Origin of the sequence: Clostridium sp. AM22-11AC, from assembly GCF_003473545.1 — a bacterium.
Lineage (GTDB): Bacteria > Bacillota > Clostridia > Lachnospirales > Lachnospiraceae > Enterocloster.
Genome location: NZ_QUCM01000014.1, coordinates 19,525 through 38,098, shown reverse-complemented (window position 1 = coordinate 38,098; position 18,574 = coordinate 19,525). Strand labels below are relative to the sequence as shown.

Genomic DNA, 18,574 nt, shown 5'->3' with positions numbered 1-18,574 from the left:
CCAGATGCATGAATCTTACAACATAGCTGCCACTCGAAGAAGGATCATATATCCGGCCGTTCCTACTGCAATACTTACTAATGTATTATGCTTCCATTTATAAGACAACGCTACGATCACTACCGCTGCTATCTTTGGAAGTCCGATATGTACCACATCACTTCCCACATCTTTCAAACAGTAGACGATCAGCACTGCCATGATCGCTGAGGGAAGTGTTTTTCCCAATCGGTCCAGCCAGTCCGGCATCTTCTGTGATCCGCCGAAAGCCAGAAACGGAAGAGCCCTCAAAAAGAAGGTACAAAGAGCAGAAACTGCGATCATGATCAATATTCTTTCTGTACTCATCTATACTTCCTCCTTTCTCTTCTGTAACACCACTAATAATCCTGATGTAAGTAAAAGTGCCGGAAGCATAAAACCGGAAGCCCCAAATATGATCAGGCAGATAATGCCGATCCCAAGACCAGCTAAAGCCGGTGTATGTCTGTCTGCCTTCTCCCACTGGTCAATAAAAATGATCACAAACAGGGCTGTCATGCAGAAATCAATGCCTTCCATATCCCACGGGATCAGCTGTCCTAACATTCCGCCTAAAACAGAACCGATCATCCAGTAACAACGGCTGAAAAATGCCACCAGGAACATGGTATCCTCTTTTTCTTTCTGTGGCAGTTCCAGCGTACAGTTTACGGCATAGGTCTCATCTGTCATGGTATGGATCATATAAAGCATCCGTTTTCCCATTTTCTTAAAATCTTCCAGGAACGTAAGGCTGTAAAAACTCTGACGGCTGTTCATCAGCAGTGCTGTGAGAGCCACTGTTATAATAGAAGCTCCGCTGCTTAAAAATGTGATCAGCACAAACTGGAAGGCGCCTGTATACACGGTCAGGCTCACCAGCAAAGAATAATACCACTTAAAACCTGCATCTTCCATCATAATACCATAAGCCATACTGACAAAAATATAGCTGCACATAATGGGAATGGATTTGATAAACGCATATTTTCGGATCTGTGATCTTGTCATACCGTAGATGTCCTTTCACTCCGTTTTCTTTGCGCTTATCATATCTTTTAATTCCTACTTTGTCAATGGGTAAGTGGACTTTTCGTCTTTCCGATCCTTGGAATGATCTTTCCGGTCCTTCTCATTTCTTCGATCACAACTGCCTGGGCTTCTCTCTTTTTCAGAGCTTTTTCCATATGACCTTCTCCTGTTTATTTTTACAATATTTTCCATTTTTCAAATCCATGGCAATAAAAATACTGCCACAGACCAGACAAAAATGCCTAATCTGCGACAGTATCATTATAACAAATCTTTTTCTCACATGTAAAATAGGTTCTGGCTTATGGATGCAGTTATTTTTACTTACACCTGCTGCTTCAACATTCCCGCACTTGTCATCCTTAAAGAATGTTCCGGTGGGATCTGCGGTTCTTTGGCTTCTGTATCTACTAATTGCAGCGCCTTTACCGGACAGGCTTTTACGCAGGCCGGAAGCATTCCGTGATGGACTCTTACATAGCAGCCGTCACATTTAATCATCTTGCCATTTTCCCCAAAGGAAGGGATACCATAAGGACATGCCATAGCGCAGCTGTGACAGCCGATACAGTTAGTGGTATCGTAAACTGTAAGGTTGGTCTCCGGATCTTTGCGCAGACAGGCGCTTGGGCAGGCGGTAATGCAAGGCGCATCGCTACAGTGCATGCAGGCTAAAGACAGGTGGCTGTATTTTACCTCTCCTTTTTGCTCCATTTCCAGGTCAAATACATTTCTGAAAGGTCTCTGCCCTTCTTTTACCTGAAAGTCGTTCTGATCCATGCAGGCGATGGAGCAGGCTCCGCAGGAAATACACTTGGTAATATCCAGATCTATTGCATATTTCTTCATCGCTGCACCTTCTTTCTCATACCACATCTGGTAGAATTATAAGCCGGGAAACCGGAATATGGGTCTACATGGGTTCCGGACATCAGGGAGTTTACATCTGCTTCCGAATATCCATGATAGAAGAAGACCACATTTTTTTGCACCCTGTGTGTTGGATGTACTTTTACGGAAATGGTTCCTCTTTCTGTAAACAGTTCTATATCGTCCCCCTCTTTTAAGCCCAATGCCTGTGCATCTTCTATGGAAATATCTGCCATAGGATCCGGACGCAGGCTGCGTACCCACGGTACCTTGTGGAGACGGGAATGGATAGCATTTGGCAATCTTCCGCCGGAGCAGAGAATAAACGGATATACGGTTTCATCTGCTTCATCCATTGGCTCGCAATAAGTTGGAAGGGCATCTAAGTGCCATTCCGGATGAGAAGCGATCAGTTCTGAATATAACTCAAATTTACCAGTTGGAGTCTTGCAGCCTTTTTCAAGGATCGTTCCCGGAACATAAGGTTTTACCCCCCGCACTTTTACAGGCAGGTCACTGGAACGCAGTTCATCCATTGTAAGATCCAGGTTAGATAAAATCTCCTCAATGTTTTTCTCATAGCCTTCTTCCAGGCGCTTATCCCCCAGGTTCATTACTTTTGCCAGTTCACATAAGATCTCTGCGTCTGACTTGCTCTCTCCTACTCTGTCAATGGCAGGTTTGGTCAGCCATGCATAGCCGCCTGGATAAGTCTCTAACTCTCCTCTTTCATAGGAAGTGCACACCGGAAGGACAATATCTGCCATTTTTGCAGCGTCAGTCATAAACAGGTCTGCATCTACGAAAAAGTCCAGTTTCTCCATGGCAGACTTAAAATACTGGTCATCTGGAAGAATGCGGTAATTTAAGCCCAGAGCAAATAATGCCTTAACAGGATAAGGTGTTCCCTCATGGATCTGCCTTGGCAGGTCCACGCACTGCATCTCCCGTTCCATATGATACCACAACGGGAACCTGATGGCTCCTACTGGAAGGACTGCATCCTTTGGCTCTGTGCCGTCGGCAAATTCATCTTCCAGGGTAGTAAAACCTGCGATCTGGTGAGTAAATGTATGTTCTCCCGGCAGCTGTCCGCCTTTGCGGTCAAAATTGCCGGTCAAAGCTGAAAGCGCCATAATGGCACGGTAATTCTGGAAACCGTTTTTGTGGTGTGGAATAGGCGCACTGTTTTCGTTAATGGCCATGGACTTGCTTTCATGGATCATCTCGCAGGCCTTTACCACTAACTCATAGGGAACGCCTGTCAGCTTTTCTACATTGGTCTCATTAAATCCTGCTGCATACTGGGCATATTCTTTAAAACCATGTACATACTTGTCAATGTATTCTTTATCGATCCAGCCTTTCTGGATCAGTACATTTCCCATGCACAGGGCCAAAGCGCCGTCTGTTCCCGGATAAGGACGCAGATGCAGATCACACATTTTTTCTGTAGTAGGCGTGATCTTTGGGTCTACTACAATGACTTTCATACCTCTTGCTCTTGCTTTTTCTGCTCCCTGAGCCTTTAAGTAACCGGAATAATAAGGATTAAATGCCCAGCCAAGAAGCAGGTCACAGTTTGGCATATCCGGCTTTGCCAGCTGTCCGATGGCTGTTTTCCATGCCATCCAGCCAGCCGTCATACAGGTGCTGGACTCTGTACCATAGTTCATAGTTCCAAAAGAATGGGCAAACCGGCGCAGCCACGGACGGAACCATTTATTGTAACCGCCGAAAAATGCTACTGCCTGAGGGCCATCTGTCTCTTTAATGTGATTTAGCTTTTCAGCGATCTCCTTATAGGCTTCATCCCAGGTGATCGGTTCAAATTTTCCTTCTCCTCTTTTGCCAATGCGGCGAAGAGGTGTCTTGATACGGTCTTCTCTGTAAGCAAAACCACGGCCGGAAAGTCCTTTTGTACATAGACATCCCTTATTTCTTGGATGTTCATCCAAACCTTCCAGTTTTACCATTTTTCCATCTTTTACATAAGCGCATACACCGCAGTTGTATGCCGGAGAACAGATAGCACAGACCGTATTCTTTTTTTCAATGCCGGTCTCCGGTCCCGGTATCTTTGCTTTTTTTAAAGCCTCTAAACTATCCATGAATCTTCTCCTCAACTTCATCTATAAAAGGAACGGAAAGTCCCGCTTTTACCAGCATAGCCCGCTGATAATCCGGCAGAACAAACTGTTCACCAGCAAACAGCCGCAGCATATAGTTTTTAATAATGCCGCTGACACGATAATTGTCTAAAATATTAGCGCCTACAATGCGCTTTCCGTCTAATACAAGGCGGATATACAGATCTTCTGAAAGAGAACCGTATTCTAGGACCTCTCCCTGCATCCGGTTGTCTCCAAAACCAATAAAATCCATATTCATAAAATGGGTGATATTGTGAAGGATATTTCCCTTATAGGCCATATCTCCCCCCGCCATGTTGATACCGGCAGTTTCACCCTGGTGATTGGCATTGGCCCACAGACCAATGATCTGGTTCTGGCCGCTTTCCAGGTTGTTGCCTTCACAGCAGTCACCTGCAGCATAAATTCCGGGAACAGAAGTACGCATATGGTCATCTACCACAATACCTCTTCCAATCTCCACTTCTCCCTGAACGGTGTCTGTAATGGCTCTTGTACCAATACACAGGCCAACGATATCAGCAGGAATGCGGCTTCCATCTGTTAAAACAGCTGTCTTTTCCCCGTTTTCCTGTTCCATATGGTCAATGGTGACCCCAAACATCAGATGAACGCCCTGGGCTTCTACTCTCTTTTCGATCTCTTTTGCTACTTCTTTGTAGGCAGCCAGAGGGAAAATATAGCTTGCCAGATCTAAAAGCCAGGTCTCGATGCCATATTTGTGAAGGACTTCCACTACCTTGATACCAGCCATGGAAGCGCCGATCACAACGGCATGTTTAATATCATTTTTCTTTAGTCTGTCTTTAAAACGAAGGGCATCTTCTACTGTACGCATTAAAAATGCATCCTCTGGCTCCAGTCCTTTTACAGGAGGAGCAAATGCCCTTGCGCCTGTTGCGATCAGAATGCGGTCATACTGCTCTGATCCATTTTCTGTTTCTACCAGATGTTCTGATCCATGAACCTTGATCACCTGTTCCCTGCGAAGGTTAAAATCCACTTCTTTTTGTATCTGCTCCAGATCGCCGAAAGGAAACATTCCCTCATATTCCAGCTTTCCAAAAGCATAATAAGTCGTCAGCATAGGATTATAAGGGGCACGACCTGTATTGCTGTATACATCAATGCATCCTTCTTTATCCAGTTCACGGATCTTTTTCACTGCATGGTAGCCGGCTGTACCAAAGCCTACTACTGCATATTTCATAGTCTTACCTCCCATAACAGGGAACGCGGTGAGAATGTTATTGCCGCAACACCCCACCGCGTTTTCCCGGTATCAGACAGTGCTTACTGCTGATCCATTTTATCTTTTACGTTCTTATAACGAACTAACATCAGCACGATCGCTGCAAGGATAAACAGACCAATGTACAGGAACTGTCTTGCATTTAAGCTGGACAGGCTGACATAGGAAGTAGCTGCCAGTACAACGAATACAACTGCCAGAGCTACATTTAACTTTGCAGGGCTCATGTACAGAGCAGATTTTCTGTATTCTTCCGGGAATACCTTAGGCAGACGGAAGCAGGCATATACCATTAACAGGTCAGTCAGCTTACCACAGCCAGTACCCATGTTTGCGATATCAGAAGTATTCATACCAGTTACGATTGGAATAATACCAACTACAAAGAAGAATAATAACAGGATAACAGGTGTACCGCCCTTATTTTCCTTTGCACATGCCTCTGGCAGCCATCCGTCCATAGCAGCTCTCTGAAGAGAACGTGTGGTCCAGGATAAGGTACCATTTAAAGTGGTCAGTAATGCGAACCAGGCACCGCCGATTACGAAGAACAGGTAGATCGGTGCAGGGAATACGGATTTTGCTACTACAGAGATATTTACACCAGCTACTTCTTCTACAGGAAGAACGCAGGCAGCAACGATACCAACTAAAGCATAGAAAATTGCAACAAGCAGTGTAGAAAATACCATGGCTTTCGGAATAGTCTTTCCAGGATTTTCTACTTCACCGCCATTCTCAGCTAAGAACTTAGCACCTGCACATGCAAAGGAAAGCATTGCAGCACCGCGAAGAAATTTCATTGGACCGTTTGGCATAATATTTTCTTTATTCAATGCCAGTGCAGACCAGTCTACCTTAGGAAGACCAAATACAATGTAAATAAACAGAGAAATCAGCAATAATGCTACCATGAACTTCTGTACTTTTGCAGAAGTCTTAAGGCCGATCATGTTTACTACTACTGCCAGAGTCAGTGCGCCAAGTGCTACTAACTTCTGATTTACATCAGGGAAGATAACAGCTACATAGCTTGCAAAGCCAATAGCGAAGGTTGCGATCAGTACCTGCTGAAGAACGAACATCATTAAGAATACGAAAGATGCTCTTGGTCCGATCAGTTTTTTAGCATACACATAGCTGCCTCCGGTTGCAGGCATACTGGATGCCAGAGTTGCCATTGGAACCAGCTGACATACAGCGATCAGTGCTGCAAGAACAAAGCCGTAAGGTGCGCCGTGTCCGGTCAGTCCGATTACGATACCAGTCAGTACAAATACACCGGAACCAACGATCTGGCCAATACAGAAACTCATGCATTCCCAGAAATTCAGTTTTTTGTTTTCCATAGTTATACCCCTTTCTTATCTGCCACAAACTGTGCCAGTATTTCCATACCCTTTTCAAGAGTCTCTCTTGGACAGCCGATATTAAAGCGGAGGAAATGTTCTCCATTGCCCTGATATCCGGCTCCTCCTCCTACTGCCATCTTATATTCAGATGCCAGGATCTTTACCATCTCCTCGGAAGTCATGGAAAGTCCGCTGCAGTCTAACCACATCAGGTAAGTACCTTCTGGCTTAACAGGCTTGATCTGTGGTGCATGCTCTTTCAGATAGCTGGTAACAAATTCAGCATTTTCTGTAAGGTATGCATTCTGTTCATCTACCCATTCATCACCATATGTATAGCAGGCTTCAATGGCACTGTTTGCCATGCAGTTAGGGCTCATAAGCCATGCCTGGCGAAGGGTGTCTTCCTGGATCTTCTTGTACTCCGGATTTGGAATAATGGTACAGGAAGAATGAAGACCTGCCATGTTAAAGGTCTTGCTGATCGCGGTGTAGACCAGCATATGATCGTACACATCAGCGAAACGTGCAGCAGAAGTATACTGATGTCCGTAAAGGACTACATCTCCATGGATCTCATCAGAGAACAGCCATATGGAATATTTCTTACACAGTTCTACGATATTTCTGACCTCATCTTCTGTCCATACACGGCCTACCGGGTTGTGCGGGTTGCAGAAGATCATGGCCTTTACATCACCACCGGCTAATTTCTTTTCCAGATCTTCCCAGTCAATGGTGTAACGGCCTTCGCTGTAAACCAGTGGACAGTCAACCTGTTTTCTTCCCTGGTTGTTGATCACAGCGAAAAATGGGTCATATACAGGAGTAAACACTAAAACTCCGTCTCCCGGCTGTGTAAAGCCGCGGATTGAGAACCAGATAGATGTAACAACACCTTCAGAAGGAGAAAAAGCACTGACAGGCAGATCTACCTGATGACGGCGCTTATACCAGCCTCTTACTGTTTCCAAAGTTCTCTCTCCTGTCGTGGTATAGCCGAAAACCGGATGTTCCAGACGTTTCTTCATTGCCTCTACCGCTTCCGGCAATGTTGCAAAGTCAGTATCAGCGATCCAGAAAGGAAGAAGTCCTGTCTTTGTACCAAATTTCAGCTGTTTTTCCCACTTAATGGAGTCAGAGCCAATGCGGTCCTGTACTTTGTTAAAATCGTACTTCATTACTGCACCTCCAAAATAATGTAAAACTGAATGTGTTTTTCAACACTTTCATTGTATAATGCCAAATCCCCAGGCGGTACGGGCCCTGCACTGTCCGGGAAAATTACAGCCAAAGAATTGTGATACCAGGGTCAAAAGGTCGAAAAACCGACGCAAGCTTGCTTGCAGGAGGCTTTTTGACCTTGGGACCCGCCAAAAACATGAGTAAGTAGCCATTTTTTGAAGAAAAATGAGCGGATTACGAATGTTTTTAAGGATTGCGAGAGTGCATAGCACGTAGCAATCCGGTATCAGAGTTTACCTGCAGAATTCATCAAAATACTGCTTATATGTGTTATAAATCCAGTCGCAGTGGACTAACATATGAAAATATGCGTATTCACCATCATGGTTTTTCACTGCTTCCAGAATATTTCCATGCTGGATACGTACCTGTTCTCTGTTTAACTCCTGGTCTACAGGAAAAATAAGAGGCAGTGTACGGATCTCATTGGAAGGAAGGACAACTGCGTTCCATACCGGCTCTAACAGGGGATTTTTTACGATCTCCCATAAGCAGCCGTGGAAAGATTGAAGTCCTCTGCCCTCTTCCACATACAGATTCGGGCCTTCGATCACCACCTGGTCGTTTTCGTAAATACGCTCCAGTCTGGCAATATCTTCCGGTGTAGCCATAAACGCCGCCTGCTTTGCAATAGCAGGTTCGATGAGCCTTCTGGCCTTTGTGGAGAGTTCAAATTGACGCCAGTATTTTTCTGCCTGGTCTTTTAACTCTCCGGGATCCAGCAAATTTTTCCAGTCAACGCTGACGATACTTCCCTTTCCTTTGCGGGTCTCAATAATACCTGCATCAGCTAAAAGGCGAAGTGCCTGGCGGACAGTTACTCTGCTGACTCCCATACGTTCCATCAGTTCCTTTTCGCTGGGAAGCTGATCCCCGGCGCAGTAGGTACCACTGCGTATCATATCTTTGATCTGGTCAAACACCTGATCATATAAAGGTTTATTTGATAATTTATTCACAGTGTTGCCTCCTCTCCTGTCTGCAACTGTATGGTGTAATAACCATACACCATGTATTAAAATAAGTCAAGTGTATTTTAGATTTTTTTAACTTTTCTACAAGTTTTTCTTTATTTTTTAGGCACATTTTTCTAAAAACCCCCTATTTTTTCTATTTTCCTTTGGTTTATTCCGCCATATCTTGTATTAATTAAGACATGTGCTGTTCTACTTTATTTTCATAACATGTATTAAATTAAAATAAGTTATATCTCTAAAAAAGAAAGAAAGCAGGTAAGACTTTCCTTCTGTCCTGCCTGCTCTTTGCTGTCATTTCGTTATATTTTTATCTAAATAACGCTTTTTTATTTTTACCTGTTCCTGGTTTTATTTTTCTTTTACCAGCTCTTATTCTGCTTCCATCCGCTTTTCCAGAAGCTCTGCCAGACCTTCCAATGTCTCTACCTGGTTGATCTCACAGCGCAGGGCCGCGGAATTTCGCATTCCCTTGGTGTACCAGGCCATGTGGCTGCGCATTTCACGCATGGCAATCATCTCACCCTTATACTCCGTCAGCATCTTTCCATGGCGCAGGATCATATCCCGTACTTCCATAAGGGTAGGTCCCGGCAGCAGTTCACCTGTTTCCAGATAATGGGTAATGCGTTTAAAGATCCAGGGATTTCCCTTGGCTCCTCTGCCTACCATAATACCATCACAGCCGGTTTCATCTAACAGTCGTTTTGCGTCCTCAGGTGTAAATACATCTCCGTTTCCGATCACCGGTATCTTTACCGCCTCTTTTACCTGGCGGATAATATCCCAGTCTGCCTTTCCGGAATAATACTGTTCCCTGGTGCGGCCATGGACTGCCACAGCTGCTACGCCGCAGCTTTCTGCCATTTTTGCAAACTCAACGGCATTAATGTTCTGGTCATTAAAGCCTTTGCGGAATTTTACAGTCACCGGCTTTTTCACTGCCTTTACCATGGCAGTAAGCACTTTTTCTGCCTGGGCCGGATCTTTCATCAGAGCAGAACCTTCGTGATTGTTGACGATCTTTGGCACCGGGCATCCCATATTTACATCAATGGCAACATAGGGCCCGTCCTCGATCTGGGCTGCGATCGCTGCCATGATCTCCGGATCGGAGCCAAACAGCTGTACAGAAACAGGACCTTCTGCCGGATCCACTGCCAGAAGTTCTTTTGTGTTTTTGTTTTTGTATAAAATAGCCTTGGCACTGACCATTTCTGTCACTGACATGCCTGCACCCTGTTCCCTGCATAAAAGGCGGAAAGGCAGATCTGTCACACCTGCCATAGGTGCCAGAAATACGTTGTTATCTAAAAGGGTATCACCGATCTTAAACTTCATCTGTTTCTCCCTTATCGTCGCCTTCCTGGTCCTCTTTTTCCTCTCCCCAGTCTACATTTTCCCCTAAAAAGAAGGTTCTGTAATAAAGCTCCAACGCTTCCAGAAGCTCTTTCTTTGTCTCCTGGTACTCCTTGATCTTTAATACACTTCCGATCTCATCAAAGAGATAATCTCCCTCTTCAGAGATGACCTGAAAATCCAGATTTCCCTTTTCATCGTATTCCATAGTAAGGATACCGCCTACATCTTCTGTAAAAAGAACGCACATAATGTGCAGTTCATCTTTTACAGACTGAGGCAGGGACTGGAATTCCTCGTTGAAATAGTATTTCTGCTCATAGGAATTGGCTCCGCAGAGCACTACTTTATCTGTCATATTTTCTTTCCTTTCTATACATCACCCCACCACACTCACAAATCCGCACTGACGTGCTCTACTGCCTGTTTACGCAGGCGGTTTGTTCGTTAATGGCTTATGAAACACATGAAAGTCCGCTGCACCGGCAGATGCCGGTAACGGCGGACTTTGTATTCTTATCATACAGCTGGCAGACCAGACATTTATTATCTTGCCAGCAGCTTTGCGATCTCGTACTGCTCTTCAGGAATATCCTTCTTCATATTCAGTGCTTCCTGAATATCGTAATCTACAAACTCACCATGCTTGTAAGCTACCAGACGGTTGCTCTTTCCTTCTGCTAACAGTTCTGCCGCTCTTGCACCCATAATAGATGCGTATACACGGTCCTTACAGGTAGGTGTACCGCCACGCTGCATGTGGCCTAAAATGGTAGCACGGGTCTCGATACCGGTTGCTGCTTCAATACGCTTTGCCATGGAACCGGAATGTCCGATGCCCTCTGCATTGATGATGATGTTATGTTTCTTACCTCTCTTACGGTTTTCGATAATACGGTTGATAAGAGCCTGCTCGTCGCCGTCATAGCGCTCCGGAAGAAGAATATCCTCGGCCCCGTTTGCAATACCGCACCATAACGCGATATAACCTGCATTACGGCCCATAACCTCAACGATACTGCAGCGTTCGTGGGAGGTAGATGTATCACGGATCTTATCAATGGCTTCCATAGCTGTGTTTACAGCTGTATCAAAGCCGATGGTATAATCCGTGCATGCAATATCCAGGTCAATGGTTCCAGGAAGTCCGATGGTGTTGATGCCCAGTGCAGAAAGTTTTCCTGCACCACGGAAAGATCCGTCACCGCCGATGACTACGATACCGTCAATGTTATGCTTGCGGCAGATCTCTGCGCCTCTCTCCTGTCCTTCCGGTTTTGTAAATTCCATACATCTTGCTGTATAAAGAATGGTACCGCCCCGGTTAATGATATCAGATACACTGGTAGTATCCATATCCACGATCTCTTCATCCAAAAGTCCGGCATATCCTCTCATAATACCTTTTACTTTCAGGCCCTTATTGATCGCGCCTCTTACAACCGCACGAATGGCCGCGTTCATTCCAGGAGCATCACCTCCGCTGGTTAATACTCCAATGGTCTTTACTGACTTTGCCATACCAATCTACCTCCTTGTTTTAAGCACATCTCCAGGTCTGATGTGCGTTGCTTCTGTTCTTAAATAAATACACAACGCTATTCTAATTCATTTTCCCAGATTAATCAAGTTTTTTTCTACAAGCTTGACATTTTTTTCACCAAGTTTACAAATCAATGTTTCCATCAGCTCCCCTGCAGCCTCTACTTTCCAGTTTGCAGGCAGTATTTTCTTTGCCCGCTCCTTCTTTAAATAGATAACTACGCTGTCCGGGCCTTCACTTTCTTTTAAAATGCCTAAAATTTCCCCTTCCATGGCCTGATATATTTCTTTATCTTCAAACTGCAGCCACAGCTGTCTTGGAACCTTTGAAAATGGGATCACCTTCTCGCATACCAGTTTGCCCACCGGTTCATCTCCTAAGGACACTCTGCCCTTGATAAAGATCTTGGAGTCTTCTGTTAAAACATCCCGGTCCGCTTCGTAATTTTTCGGAAAAACGATCACTTCCACAGAGCCCATCAGATCTTCCAGTGTGATAAATGCCATCAGCTGGTTGCTCCTTGTGGTCTTTACCACTTTTCCAGCCACTAGACCGCCTATTACCACCTTCATGCCATCTTTTACCACTGCTTCTTCTGTCTCTTCATCTACAATAAAATCAGCAGATGTGGCAGTGATATTCTTTCTCCAGAGACCTTCATAATCATCTAATGGATGACCGCTGATGTATACGCCCAGAATATCCTTTTCAAAAGCCAGCAGCTCTTCCTTGGAATACTCTCCCACATCCGGGAAAGATACCTGATATTCCTTTTTCTCTTCCTCTGATACCAGGTCAAACAGACTCATCTGGCCTTCCCAGGCGTTTTTACGCTCCCTTGCTTTATTGTCAAGAAGGATCGGCGCCACTGCCACCTTCTGCCGTCTGGTGCCAGGAAGAGAGTCCATAGCTCCGGACTTAATAAAGTTTTCAATGGTACGGCGGTTCACCTCTTTGTTGGTCATACGGTTGATAAAATCTTCCATGGAACTGAAAATACCGTTTTTCTTCCGTTCTTCCAGGATTGCGTCTACGACCGGCCTTCCCACGCTTTTGATCGCAGAAAGTCCATAGCGGATACCATCTCCTGATACAGAGAAGCCGCTTTCTCCTTCGTTGATATCCGGCGGCAGGATGGCAATATCCATCATACGGCGGCAGGTTAAGATATATTCCGAAAATTTGCTTACATTATCCATAACAGAAGACATAAGTGCTGCCATAAATTCTTTTGGATAATAATATTTTAAATAAGCCGTCTGATAAGAAACCACAGCATAAGCTGCAGCATGAGACTTATTAAATGCATATTTTGCAAAATCGATCATCTCATCGTAAATATGGTTTGCCGTCTTTTCATCAATCCCATTGGCGATACAGCCCTTTACTCCCTCTGCCTCATTTCCATAAACGAAGTTCTGACGCTCTTTTTCCATGACAGCCGTCTTTTTCTTACTCATGGCACGGCGCACCAGATCGCTTCGGCCCATGGTATAGCCAGCCAGGTCACGGACGATCTGCATAACCTGCTCCTGGTAAACGATACAGCCATAGGTCGGGCTTAAGATGGGCTCCAGCTGAGGGCACTCATAGGTAATAGAGGTCTTATCATTTTTACCCTTTAAATAGCGTGGGATAAAATCCATTGGGCCCGGACGGTACAGAGAGATACCGGCAATGATATCTTCCAGGTTCTCCGGCTTCAATTCCTTCATGAACCCTTTCATACCGCCGCTTTCAAGCTGGAACACGCCTTCTGTACGGCCTGTACCAATAGACTCCAGTACCTTTTTATCATTGTAATCAATATGATCCATATCCAGCTTTATGCCGTAGTCTTTTTCTGCCAGACGCACTGCATTCTGGATCACCGTCAGTGTACGAAGGCCCAGGAAGTCCATTTTCAACAATCCCAGCTCTTCAATGGTCGTCATGGTAAACTGGGTGGTAATAGTTCCGTCTGCTGCCCTGGAAAGAGGCACAAACTCATCAATAGAACGGCTGCCGATCACAACGCCTGCCGCATGCATGGAGGTATGTCTTGGCAGTCCTTCCAGACGTTTTGACATATCGATAAGATATTTTACCTGCTCATCCTCATTATAAAGCTTCTTTAGATCCGGATTGGCCGTAAGAGCCTTATCCAAGGTCATTCCCAGGTCATTGGGGATCATTTTCGCAATGGAGTCGCACATGGCATAAGGCAGATCCAGCACACGGCCTACGTCACGGACTACACCTTTTGCTGCCAGTGTACCAAAAGTGACGATCTGTACCACCTGGTCCTTGCCGTATTTGCGCACAACGTAGTCAATGACTTCCTGTCTGCGCTCGTAGCAGAAATCCACGTCAATATCAGGCATGGACACTCGCTCCGGATTTAAGAAACGCTCAAAGAGCAGGTTATAACGCACCGGGTCAATATTGGTAATGCCAAGCGTATAAGAAACGATACTTCCTGCCGCAGAACCACGCCCTGGTCCCACCATAATATTCTGGGAACGGGCATAATTGATAAAATCCCATACGATCAGGAAATAATCCACATAGCCCATGGTTTTGATAACACCTAATTCATAATCCAGACGGCGGCTTAACGTGCCGTCATCATCCGGATAACGGGTCTTAAAGCCCTCCCGGCATAAGTGGTTCAAATAAGTCCAGGAGTCAAAACCTTCCGGTACCTCATATTTTGGCAGCTTGGTAACACCAAACTCGATCTCCACATTACACCGCTCTGCAATCTTATGAGTATTGTCAATGGCTTCCTGTGCATAAGGGAACAGCTTTCGCATCTCTTCTTCGGATTTGCAGTAATACTGTCCTCCTTCATAGCGCATGCGATCCTCATCTGTTACCTTTTTGCCTGTCTGGATACACAATAAAATGTCATGGGCCTTGGCATCTTCCGCAAAGGTATAATGAACGTCGTTGGTAGCCACCAGTTCCAGCCCCGTCTCCTGAGAAAGGCGCAGCAGTCCCTGATTTACCATTTTCTGCTCCGGTATACCATGATCCTGAAGTTCCAGATAAAAATGGTCTTTCCCAAAGATCTCAGAATATCTTAAAGCAGACCGCTTCGCCTCTTCATACATGCCTCTTGCCAGGTATTTCTGTACCTCACCTGCAAGGCAGGCGCTTAATGAGATAATGCCTTCATGGTAAGTTTCTAAAAGGTCTAAGTCCACTCTTGGCTTATAATAAAAACCGTCTACAAAGCCCTTGGAAACGATCTTCATCAGGTTTTTATAGCCTGTATTATTTTCCGCCAAAAGGATCAGGTGGTAATACCGGTCCTCGCCGGCACCATTTTCCCTGTCAAAACGGGAACCGGGAGCCACATAGACCTCACAGCCAAGGATGGGTTTGATCCCCACTTCCCTGGCAGCCCGGTAAAAGTCGATGACGCCGTACATAACGCCGTGATCAGTGATTGCCATGCTGTCCATTCCCAGCTCTTTTGCCCTGGCAGTCAGCTCTCTGATCTTGGAAGAGCCGTCCAAAAGACTGTATTCTGTATGGACATGCAGATGCGTAAATGCCATAAACCCTCCTTTGTGAAATACTTCTAAAATTTAAAAAGAGACCGCCCGTTCACAGCAGCCTCTTTTGCCTGTTTATATCGTACTATAAAAGTGTTGTCTCTCCCACACTCTTTACTGATTTTGCAGGTACTTCTCGATCTCAGCAACAGCCTGCTCCTCGTCAGTACCATCTGCCTCTACGGTAATGGACTCACCGGTTACCAGACCAAGAGTCATCATACCCATAATACTCTTTGCATTTACACGCTTAGAATCAGCTTCCAGGTAGATCTTGCTGTCATACTGACTTGCAACCTGTACCAGCATAGCTGCCGGACGTGCTTCCAGACCTGAAGACAACTCAATTTTAATAGATTTCTTGACCATAATTATCCTCCTCATTCCTGCCAATGGGATCTTCCCATCCAGGTACCTTGTTTAAGACCTTTCGCGGATATCCTGTGCTATGAGACTTAATTTTCTCAGTCTGTGATTAACACCGGATTTTCCTACAGGCGGTTCCAGAGCTTCTCCCAGTTCTTTTAAAGTGGCTTCCGGCCGTTCCAGGCGCATTTTAGCCATTTCCTTTAAATTATCCGGAAGAGATTCAAGCCCCACTGTGTCACATATATAGCGGATATCTTCCATCTGCTTCACCGCCGCAGAAACTGTTTTGTTGATGTTTGCGGTCTCACAGTTTACTTTACGGTTTACTGTGTTGCGCATTTCTTTTACGATCCGTATATTCTCCAGTTCCATTAAAGCGACCGGTGCTTCCATGATATTTAAGAGGTCAACGATCTGGCTGCCTTCTTTTACATATACCACAAAATAACGCTTGCGTAATACGATCCTGGCATCAATACCAAATGACGCCATAAGTCCCTGAAGCTGCTTTGCCTTCCCCATAGACGCACAGGTGATCTCAAAGTGATAAAACTTCTCCGGATCACTGATAGAACCTGCTGCAAGAAAAGCTCCCCGGATGAACGCCCGTCTGCAACAGGTGTTCTGCACGATCACGTTGTGGACTAAAGACAGGTCTTCTGCGATCTCACCATTTGCATCCAGTAATTTCGCTGCCTGTAAAACACGAAGGGCATCTTCATGTTCTCTCACTGCTACAACGTAAGTCCTGCTCCGGGCCGGTAACAGGCCCTGACGGATCAAAACATCAGTATTTATATTAAATGTTTTTTTCAATAATGTAAAGTATTTTCTTGCAACTGCCAGATTTTCTGTATGGATGGCAATGGCAAAGTGGTCGGATGCCGATATCTTCACCCGTCCGCAAAGGCTTAAGATAGCCGCCATTTCCGCGATCTGGCAATGTCTGGCAGTGGTAAGCTGCCTGGACAGTTCCTCTTTTACTGTGGAAGAAAATGACATTTTTACCTCACTGCTGCATCAAATCAAATGCTCTATGCCTTCTTGTTGTCTTTATCAATATCTCTGTGATCGATACGGATCCCGTATTCCCCGGCTGCCTCCAGATGCTCATACAAAGCTCTTGCAATAGTAACGGAACGGTGTTTTCCTCCTGTACAGCCCACAGCAATCACTAACTGGTTCTTTCCTTCATTTATGTAGTTTGGCAGAAGGAAATCGATCATGTCATACAGTTTCTTTAAAAAAGCATCCGCTGTTCCGCCCTGCATCACATAGTCCCGTACTGCCTGCACCTGACCTGTAAGAGGCCGTAAGTGTTCATCATAATATGGATTTGGAAGGAAACGCACATCAAATACCAGGTCTGCATCTTCCGGTATTCCGTATTTAAAGCCGAAAGAAAGAACTGTAACATACATGTTTTTATATCTGGCATCCTGTAAGAAGATCTTTTCCAGTTCTTTTCGCAGTTCCCTGGTAAGGAGCATGCTGGTATCAATGATATAATCTGCTTCTCTCTTTAAAAATGCCAGTTTTTCCCGTTCTTTTTCAATGCCGTTTTCCAGTCTTCCCGCACCTGCAAGAGGATGGGTACGGCGAGTCTCTTTATAACGTTTAATAAGGACTGCGTCATTGGCATCCAGGAAAAGTACCTGTACATCCACATTGCTTCTGCGCCAGTTTTCCAGGATCTCATCCAGATTTCCCAACTCTTCCCCGCTTCGTATATCCAGACCTAAAGCTGCTTTTTCAATACTGGTACCTTCTGATACAAGCTGTACAAATTTATCCACCAGAGAGATTGGCAGGTTGTCCACACAGTAAAAACCGATATCCTCCAACATTTTTAAGGCAATAGTCTTTCCTGCCCCGCTCATTCCGGTTACGATCACAAGTTTCATTTGAATTCTCCCAGCCTTTTTACTTCCATTTCCAGCTCGACCCCGCTTAAGGCTTTGACTTTTTCTCTTACCTGTCTGCAAAGTTCCATTACATCACTTGCTGTGGCATCATTGTAATTGATCACAAAACCGCTGTGCTTTTCGGAAACCATGGCACCGCCTACTGAGAAGCCCTTTAAACCGGCATCCTCGATCAGCTTTGCGGCAAAATATCCCTCTGGTCTCTTAAAGGTACTGCCTGCACTTGGGTATTCTAAGGGCTGTTTTTCCCTGCGTTTTCCTGCCAGTTCCCGCATCTGGCTGCTGATGGCTTCTTTGCTTCCCTTGGTCAGTTCAAACACAGCTTCTAATACAATATAATTTTTCTTCGGGATACAGCTGGTGCGGTATCCCAGTTCCAGTTCCTCTGCAGGAAGTTCCAGGATCTCACCCTCTGTTGTCATAACCTTTGCTCTGGATAAGACATTACAGATCTCTGAGCCATAGGCACCTGCATTCATCACCAGGGCACCGCCAATGGTACCGGGAATACCGGAAGCAAATTCCATTCCTGTAAGAGAACACTCCATAGCCAGTCTTGCGGTACGGCTTAAAAGCTCTCCTGCTCCTGCTCTTATAAGGGTCTTTCCCGCTTTCTCATCCTCTCTTAATACGCCGGAATAGGCCCAGCCTTCAGACATGGAAATAACCGCTCCCTTAAAGCCTTCATCACTGACTAACAGGTTGCTTCCATTTCCCAGGATGGTCCAGGGGATATTTTCTTCTTTTAACAGGTTCAGGACCTCTCTCAGCTCTTCTTCGGAACCGGGACTGATAAATACAGCTGCCGGTCCTCCAATGCGGAAAGTAGTGTGCCGTTTCATAGGCTCCATAAAGCGGAAGCTTCCTCTCTCTGAAGTCATAACTTCCTTCAGCTTTTCTTCCAGCTTTTCACAAAACTCTGACATGGGGTCTTATT

General features: G+C 45.2%; 16 protein-coding genes. All 16 read right to left on the bottom strand.

Annotated features, from left to right (window positions below; translation table 11 throughout):
* Positions 1-15: 15 nt before the first annotated feature.
* Positions 16-348: an AzlD domain-containing protein gene (locus DW251_RS12085; protein WP_118301291.1), complete on the bottom strand. Its 333-nt coding sequence runs from the start codon at positions 346-348 to the stop codon at positions 16-18.
* Positions 349-1,032 carry an AzlC family ABC transporter permease gene (locus DW251_RS12080; RefSeq protein WP_021870223.1) on the bottom strand — a complete coding sequence of 228 codons (684 nt, stop codon included), beginning with the start codon at positions 1,030-1,032 and terminating at the stop codon, positions 349-351. It lies immediately after the preceding gene.
* A gap of 345 nt (positions 1,033-1,377) precedes the next feature.
* Complete coding sequence (locus DW251_RS12075; protein ID WP_118301290.1) at positions 1,378-1,902, bottom strand: 4Fe-4S dicluster domain-containing protein; 525 nt, start codon at positions 1,900-1,902, stop codon at positions 1,378-1,380.
* Complete coding sequence (locus tag DW251_RS12070; RefSeq protein WP_118301289.1) at positions 1,899-4,034, bottom strand: molybdopterin-dependent oxidoreductase; 2,136 nt, start codon at positions 4,032-4,034, stop codon at positions 1,899-1,901. Before DW251_RS12070 ends, DW251_RS12075 begins: the two co-directional genes overlap by 4 nt.
* Positions 4,027-5,286 (bottom strand): NAD(P)/FAD-dependent oxidoreductase, encoded by a 1,260-nt coding sequence (locus tag DW251_RS12065; RefSeq protein ID WP_118301288.1) that lies wholly within the window; start codon positions 5,284-5,286, stop codon positions 4,027-4,029. The genes DW251_RS12070 and DW251_RS12065 overlap by 8 nt, the downstream gene beginning before the upstream one ends.
* A gap of 83 nt (positions 5,287-5,369) precedes the next feature.
* Complete coding sequence (locus tag DW251_RS12060) at positions 5,370-6,677, bottom strand: APC family permease (RefSeq protein WP_118301287.1); 1,308 nt, start codon at positions 6,675-6,677, stop codon at positions 5,370-5,372.
* A gap of 2 nt (positions 6,678-6,679) precedes the next feature.
* Entirely contained in the window at positions 6,680-7,861 is a 1,182-nt protein-coding gene (locus DW251_RS12055; protein ID WP_118301286.1) for a MalY/PatB family protein, read from the bottom strand.
* A 297-nt stretch (positions 7,862-8,158) separates the two neighbouring features.
* On the bottom strand, positions 8,159-8,884 hold the full coding sequence (locus DW251_RS12050; protein WP_021870230.1) for a GntR family transcriptional regulator: 726 nt from the start codon (positions 8,882-8,884) through the stop codon (positions 8,159-8,161).
* A gap of 387 nt (positions 8,885-9,271) precedes the next feature.
* Positions 9,272-10,240: a tRNA dihydrouridine synthase DusB gene (gene dusB / locus DW251_RS12045; protein ID WP_118301285.1), complete on the bottom strand. Its 969-nt coding sequence runs from the start codon at positions 10,238-10,240 to the stop codon at positions 9,272-9,274.
* Positions 10,230-10,616, bottom strand: a complete 387-nt coding sequence (locus DW251_RS12040; RefSeq protein WP_118301284.1) for a DUF6145 family protein — start codon at positions 10,614-10,616, stop codon at positions 10,230-10,232. The genes dusB and DW251_RS12040 overlap by 11 nt, the downstream gene beginning before the upstream one ends.
* Positions 10,617-10,804: 188 nt before the next feature.
* Positions 10,805-11,779: a 6-phosphofructokinase gene (pfkA, locus tag DW251_RS12035; protein WP_021870233.1), complete on the bottom strand. Its 975-nt coding sequence runs from the start codon at positions 11,777-11,779 to the stop codon at positions 10,805-10,807.
* An 87-nt stretch (positions 11,780-11,866) separates the two neighbouring features.
* Positions 11,867-15,346 (bottom strand): DNA polymerase III subunit alpha, encoded by a 3,480-nt coding sequence (locus DW251_RS12030; protein WP_118301283.1) that lies wholly within the window; start codon positions 15,344-15,346, stop codon positions 11,867-11,869.
* Positions 15,347-15,457: 111 nt separating this feature from the next.
* Positions 15,458-15,712 carry an HPr family phosphocarrier protein gene (locus DW251_RS12025; RefSeq protein WP_021870235.1) on the bottom strand — a complete coding sequence of 85 codons (255 nt, stop codon included), beginning with the start codon at positions 15,710-15,712 and terminating at the stop codon, positions 15,458-15,460.
* 51 nt (positions 15,713-15,763) lie between these two features.
* Entirely contained in the window at positions 15,764-16,714 is a 951-nt protein-coding gene (gene whiA, locus DW251_RS12020) for a DNA-binding protein WhiA (protein ID WP_021870236.1), read from the bottom strand.
* Between the two features lie 32 nt (positions 16,715-16,746).
* A complete protein-coding gene (gene rapZ / locus DW251_RS12015) occupies positions 16,747-17,616 on the bottom strand; it encodes an RNase adapter RapZ (protein ID WP_021870237.1) in 870 nt (289 codons plus the stop codon).
* Complete coding sequence (murB, locus tag DW251_RS12010) at positions 17,613-18,563, bottom strand: UDP-N-acetylmuramate dehydrogenase (RefSeq protein WP_118301282.1); 951 nt, start codon at positions 18,561-18,563, stop codon at positions 17,613-17,615. Before murB ends, rapZ begins: the two co-directional genes overlap by 4 nt.
* Positions 18,564-18,574 lie beyond the last annotated feature (11 nt).

Coding starts and splice junctions, on each gene's coding strand:
- DW251_RS12085 (WP_118301291.1), bottom strand. CDS start 348: ATGAGTACAGAAAGAATATTGATCATGATCGCAGTTTCTGCTCTTTGT.
- DW251_RS12075 (WP_118301290.1), bottom strand. CDS start 1,902: ATGAAGAAATATGCAATAGATCTGGATATTACCAAGTGTATTTCCTGC.
- DW251_RS12055 (WP_118301286.1), bottom strand. CDS start 7,861: ATGAAGTACGATTTTAACAAAGTACAGGACCGCATTGGCTCTGACTCC.
- DW251_RS12030 (WP_118301283.1), bottom strand. CDS start 15,346: ATGGCATTTACGCATCTGCATGTCCATACAGAATACAGTCTTTTGGAC.
- rapZ (WP_021870237.1), bottom strand. CDS start 17,616: ATGAAACTTGTGATCGTAACCGGAATGAGCGGGGCAGGAAAGACTATT.
- pfkA (WP_021870233.1), bottom strand. CDS start 11,779: ATGGCAAAGTCAGTAAAGACCATTGGAGTATTAACCAGCGGAGGTGAT.
- whiA (WP_021870236.1), bottom strand. CDS start 16,714: ATGTCATTTTCTTCCACAGTAAAAGAGGAACTGTCCAGGCAGCTTACC.
- DW251_RS12060 (WP_118301287.1), bottom strand. CDS start 6,677: ATGGAAAACAAAAAACTGAATTTCTGGGAATGCATGAGTTTCTGTATT.
- murB (WP_118301282.1), bottom strand. CDS start 18,563: ATGTCAGAGTTTTGTGAAAAGCTGGAAGAAAAGCTGAAGGAAGTTATG.
- DW251_RS12040 (WP_118301284.1), bottom strand. CDS start 10,616: ATGACAGATAAAGTAGTGCTCTGCGGAGCCAATTCCTATGAGCAGAAA.
- DW251_RS12080 (WP_021870223.1), bottom strand. CDS start 1,032: ATGACAAGATCACAGATCCGAAAATATGCGTTTATCAAATCCATTCCC.
- DW251_RS12065 (WP_118301288.1), bottom strand. CDS start 5,286: ATGAAATATGCAGTAGTAGGCTTTGGTACAGCCGGCTACCATGCAGTG.
- DW251_RS12025 (WP_021870235.1), bottom strand. CDS start 15,712: ATGGTCAAGAAATCTATTAAAATTGAGTTGTCTTCAGGTCTGGAAGCA.
- dusB (WP_118301285.1), bottom strand. CDS start 10,240: ATGAAGTTTAAGATCGGTGATACCCTTTTAGATAACAACGTATTTCTG.
- DW251_RS12070 (WP_118301289.1), bottom strand. CDS start 4,034: ATGGATAGTTTAGAGGCTTTAAAAAAAGCAAAGATACCGGGACCGGAG.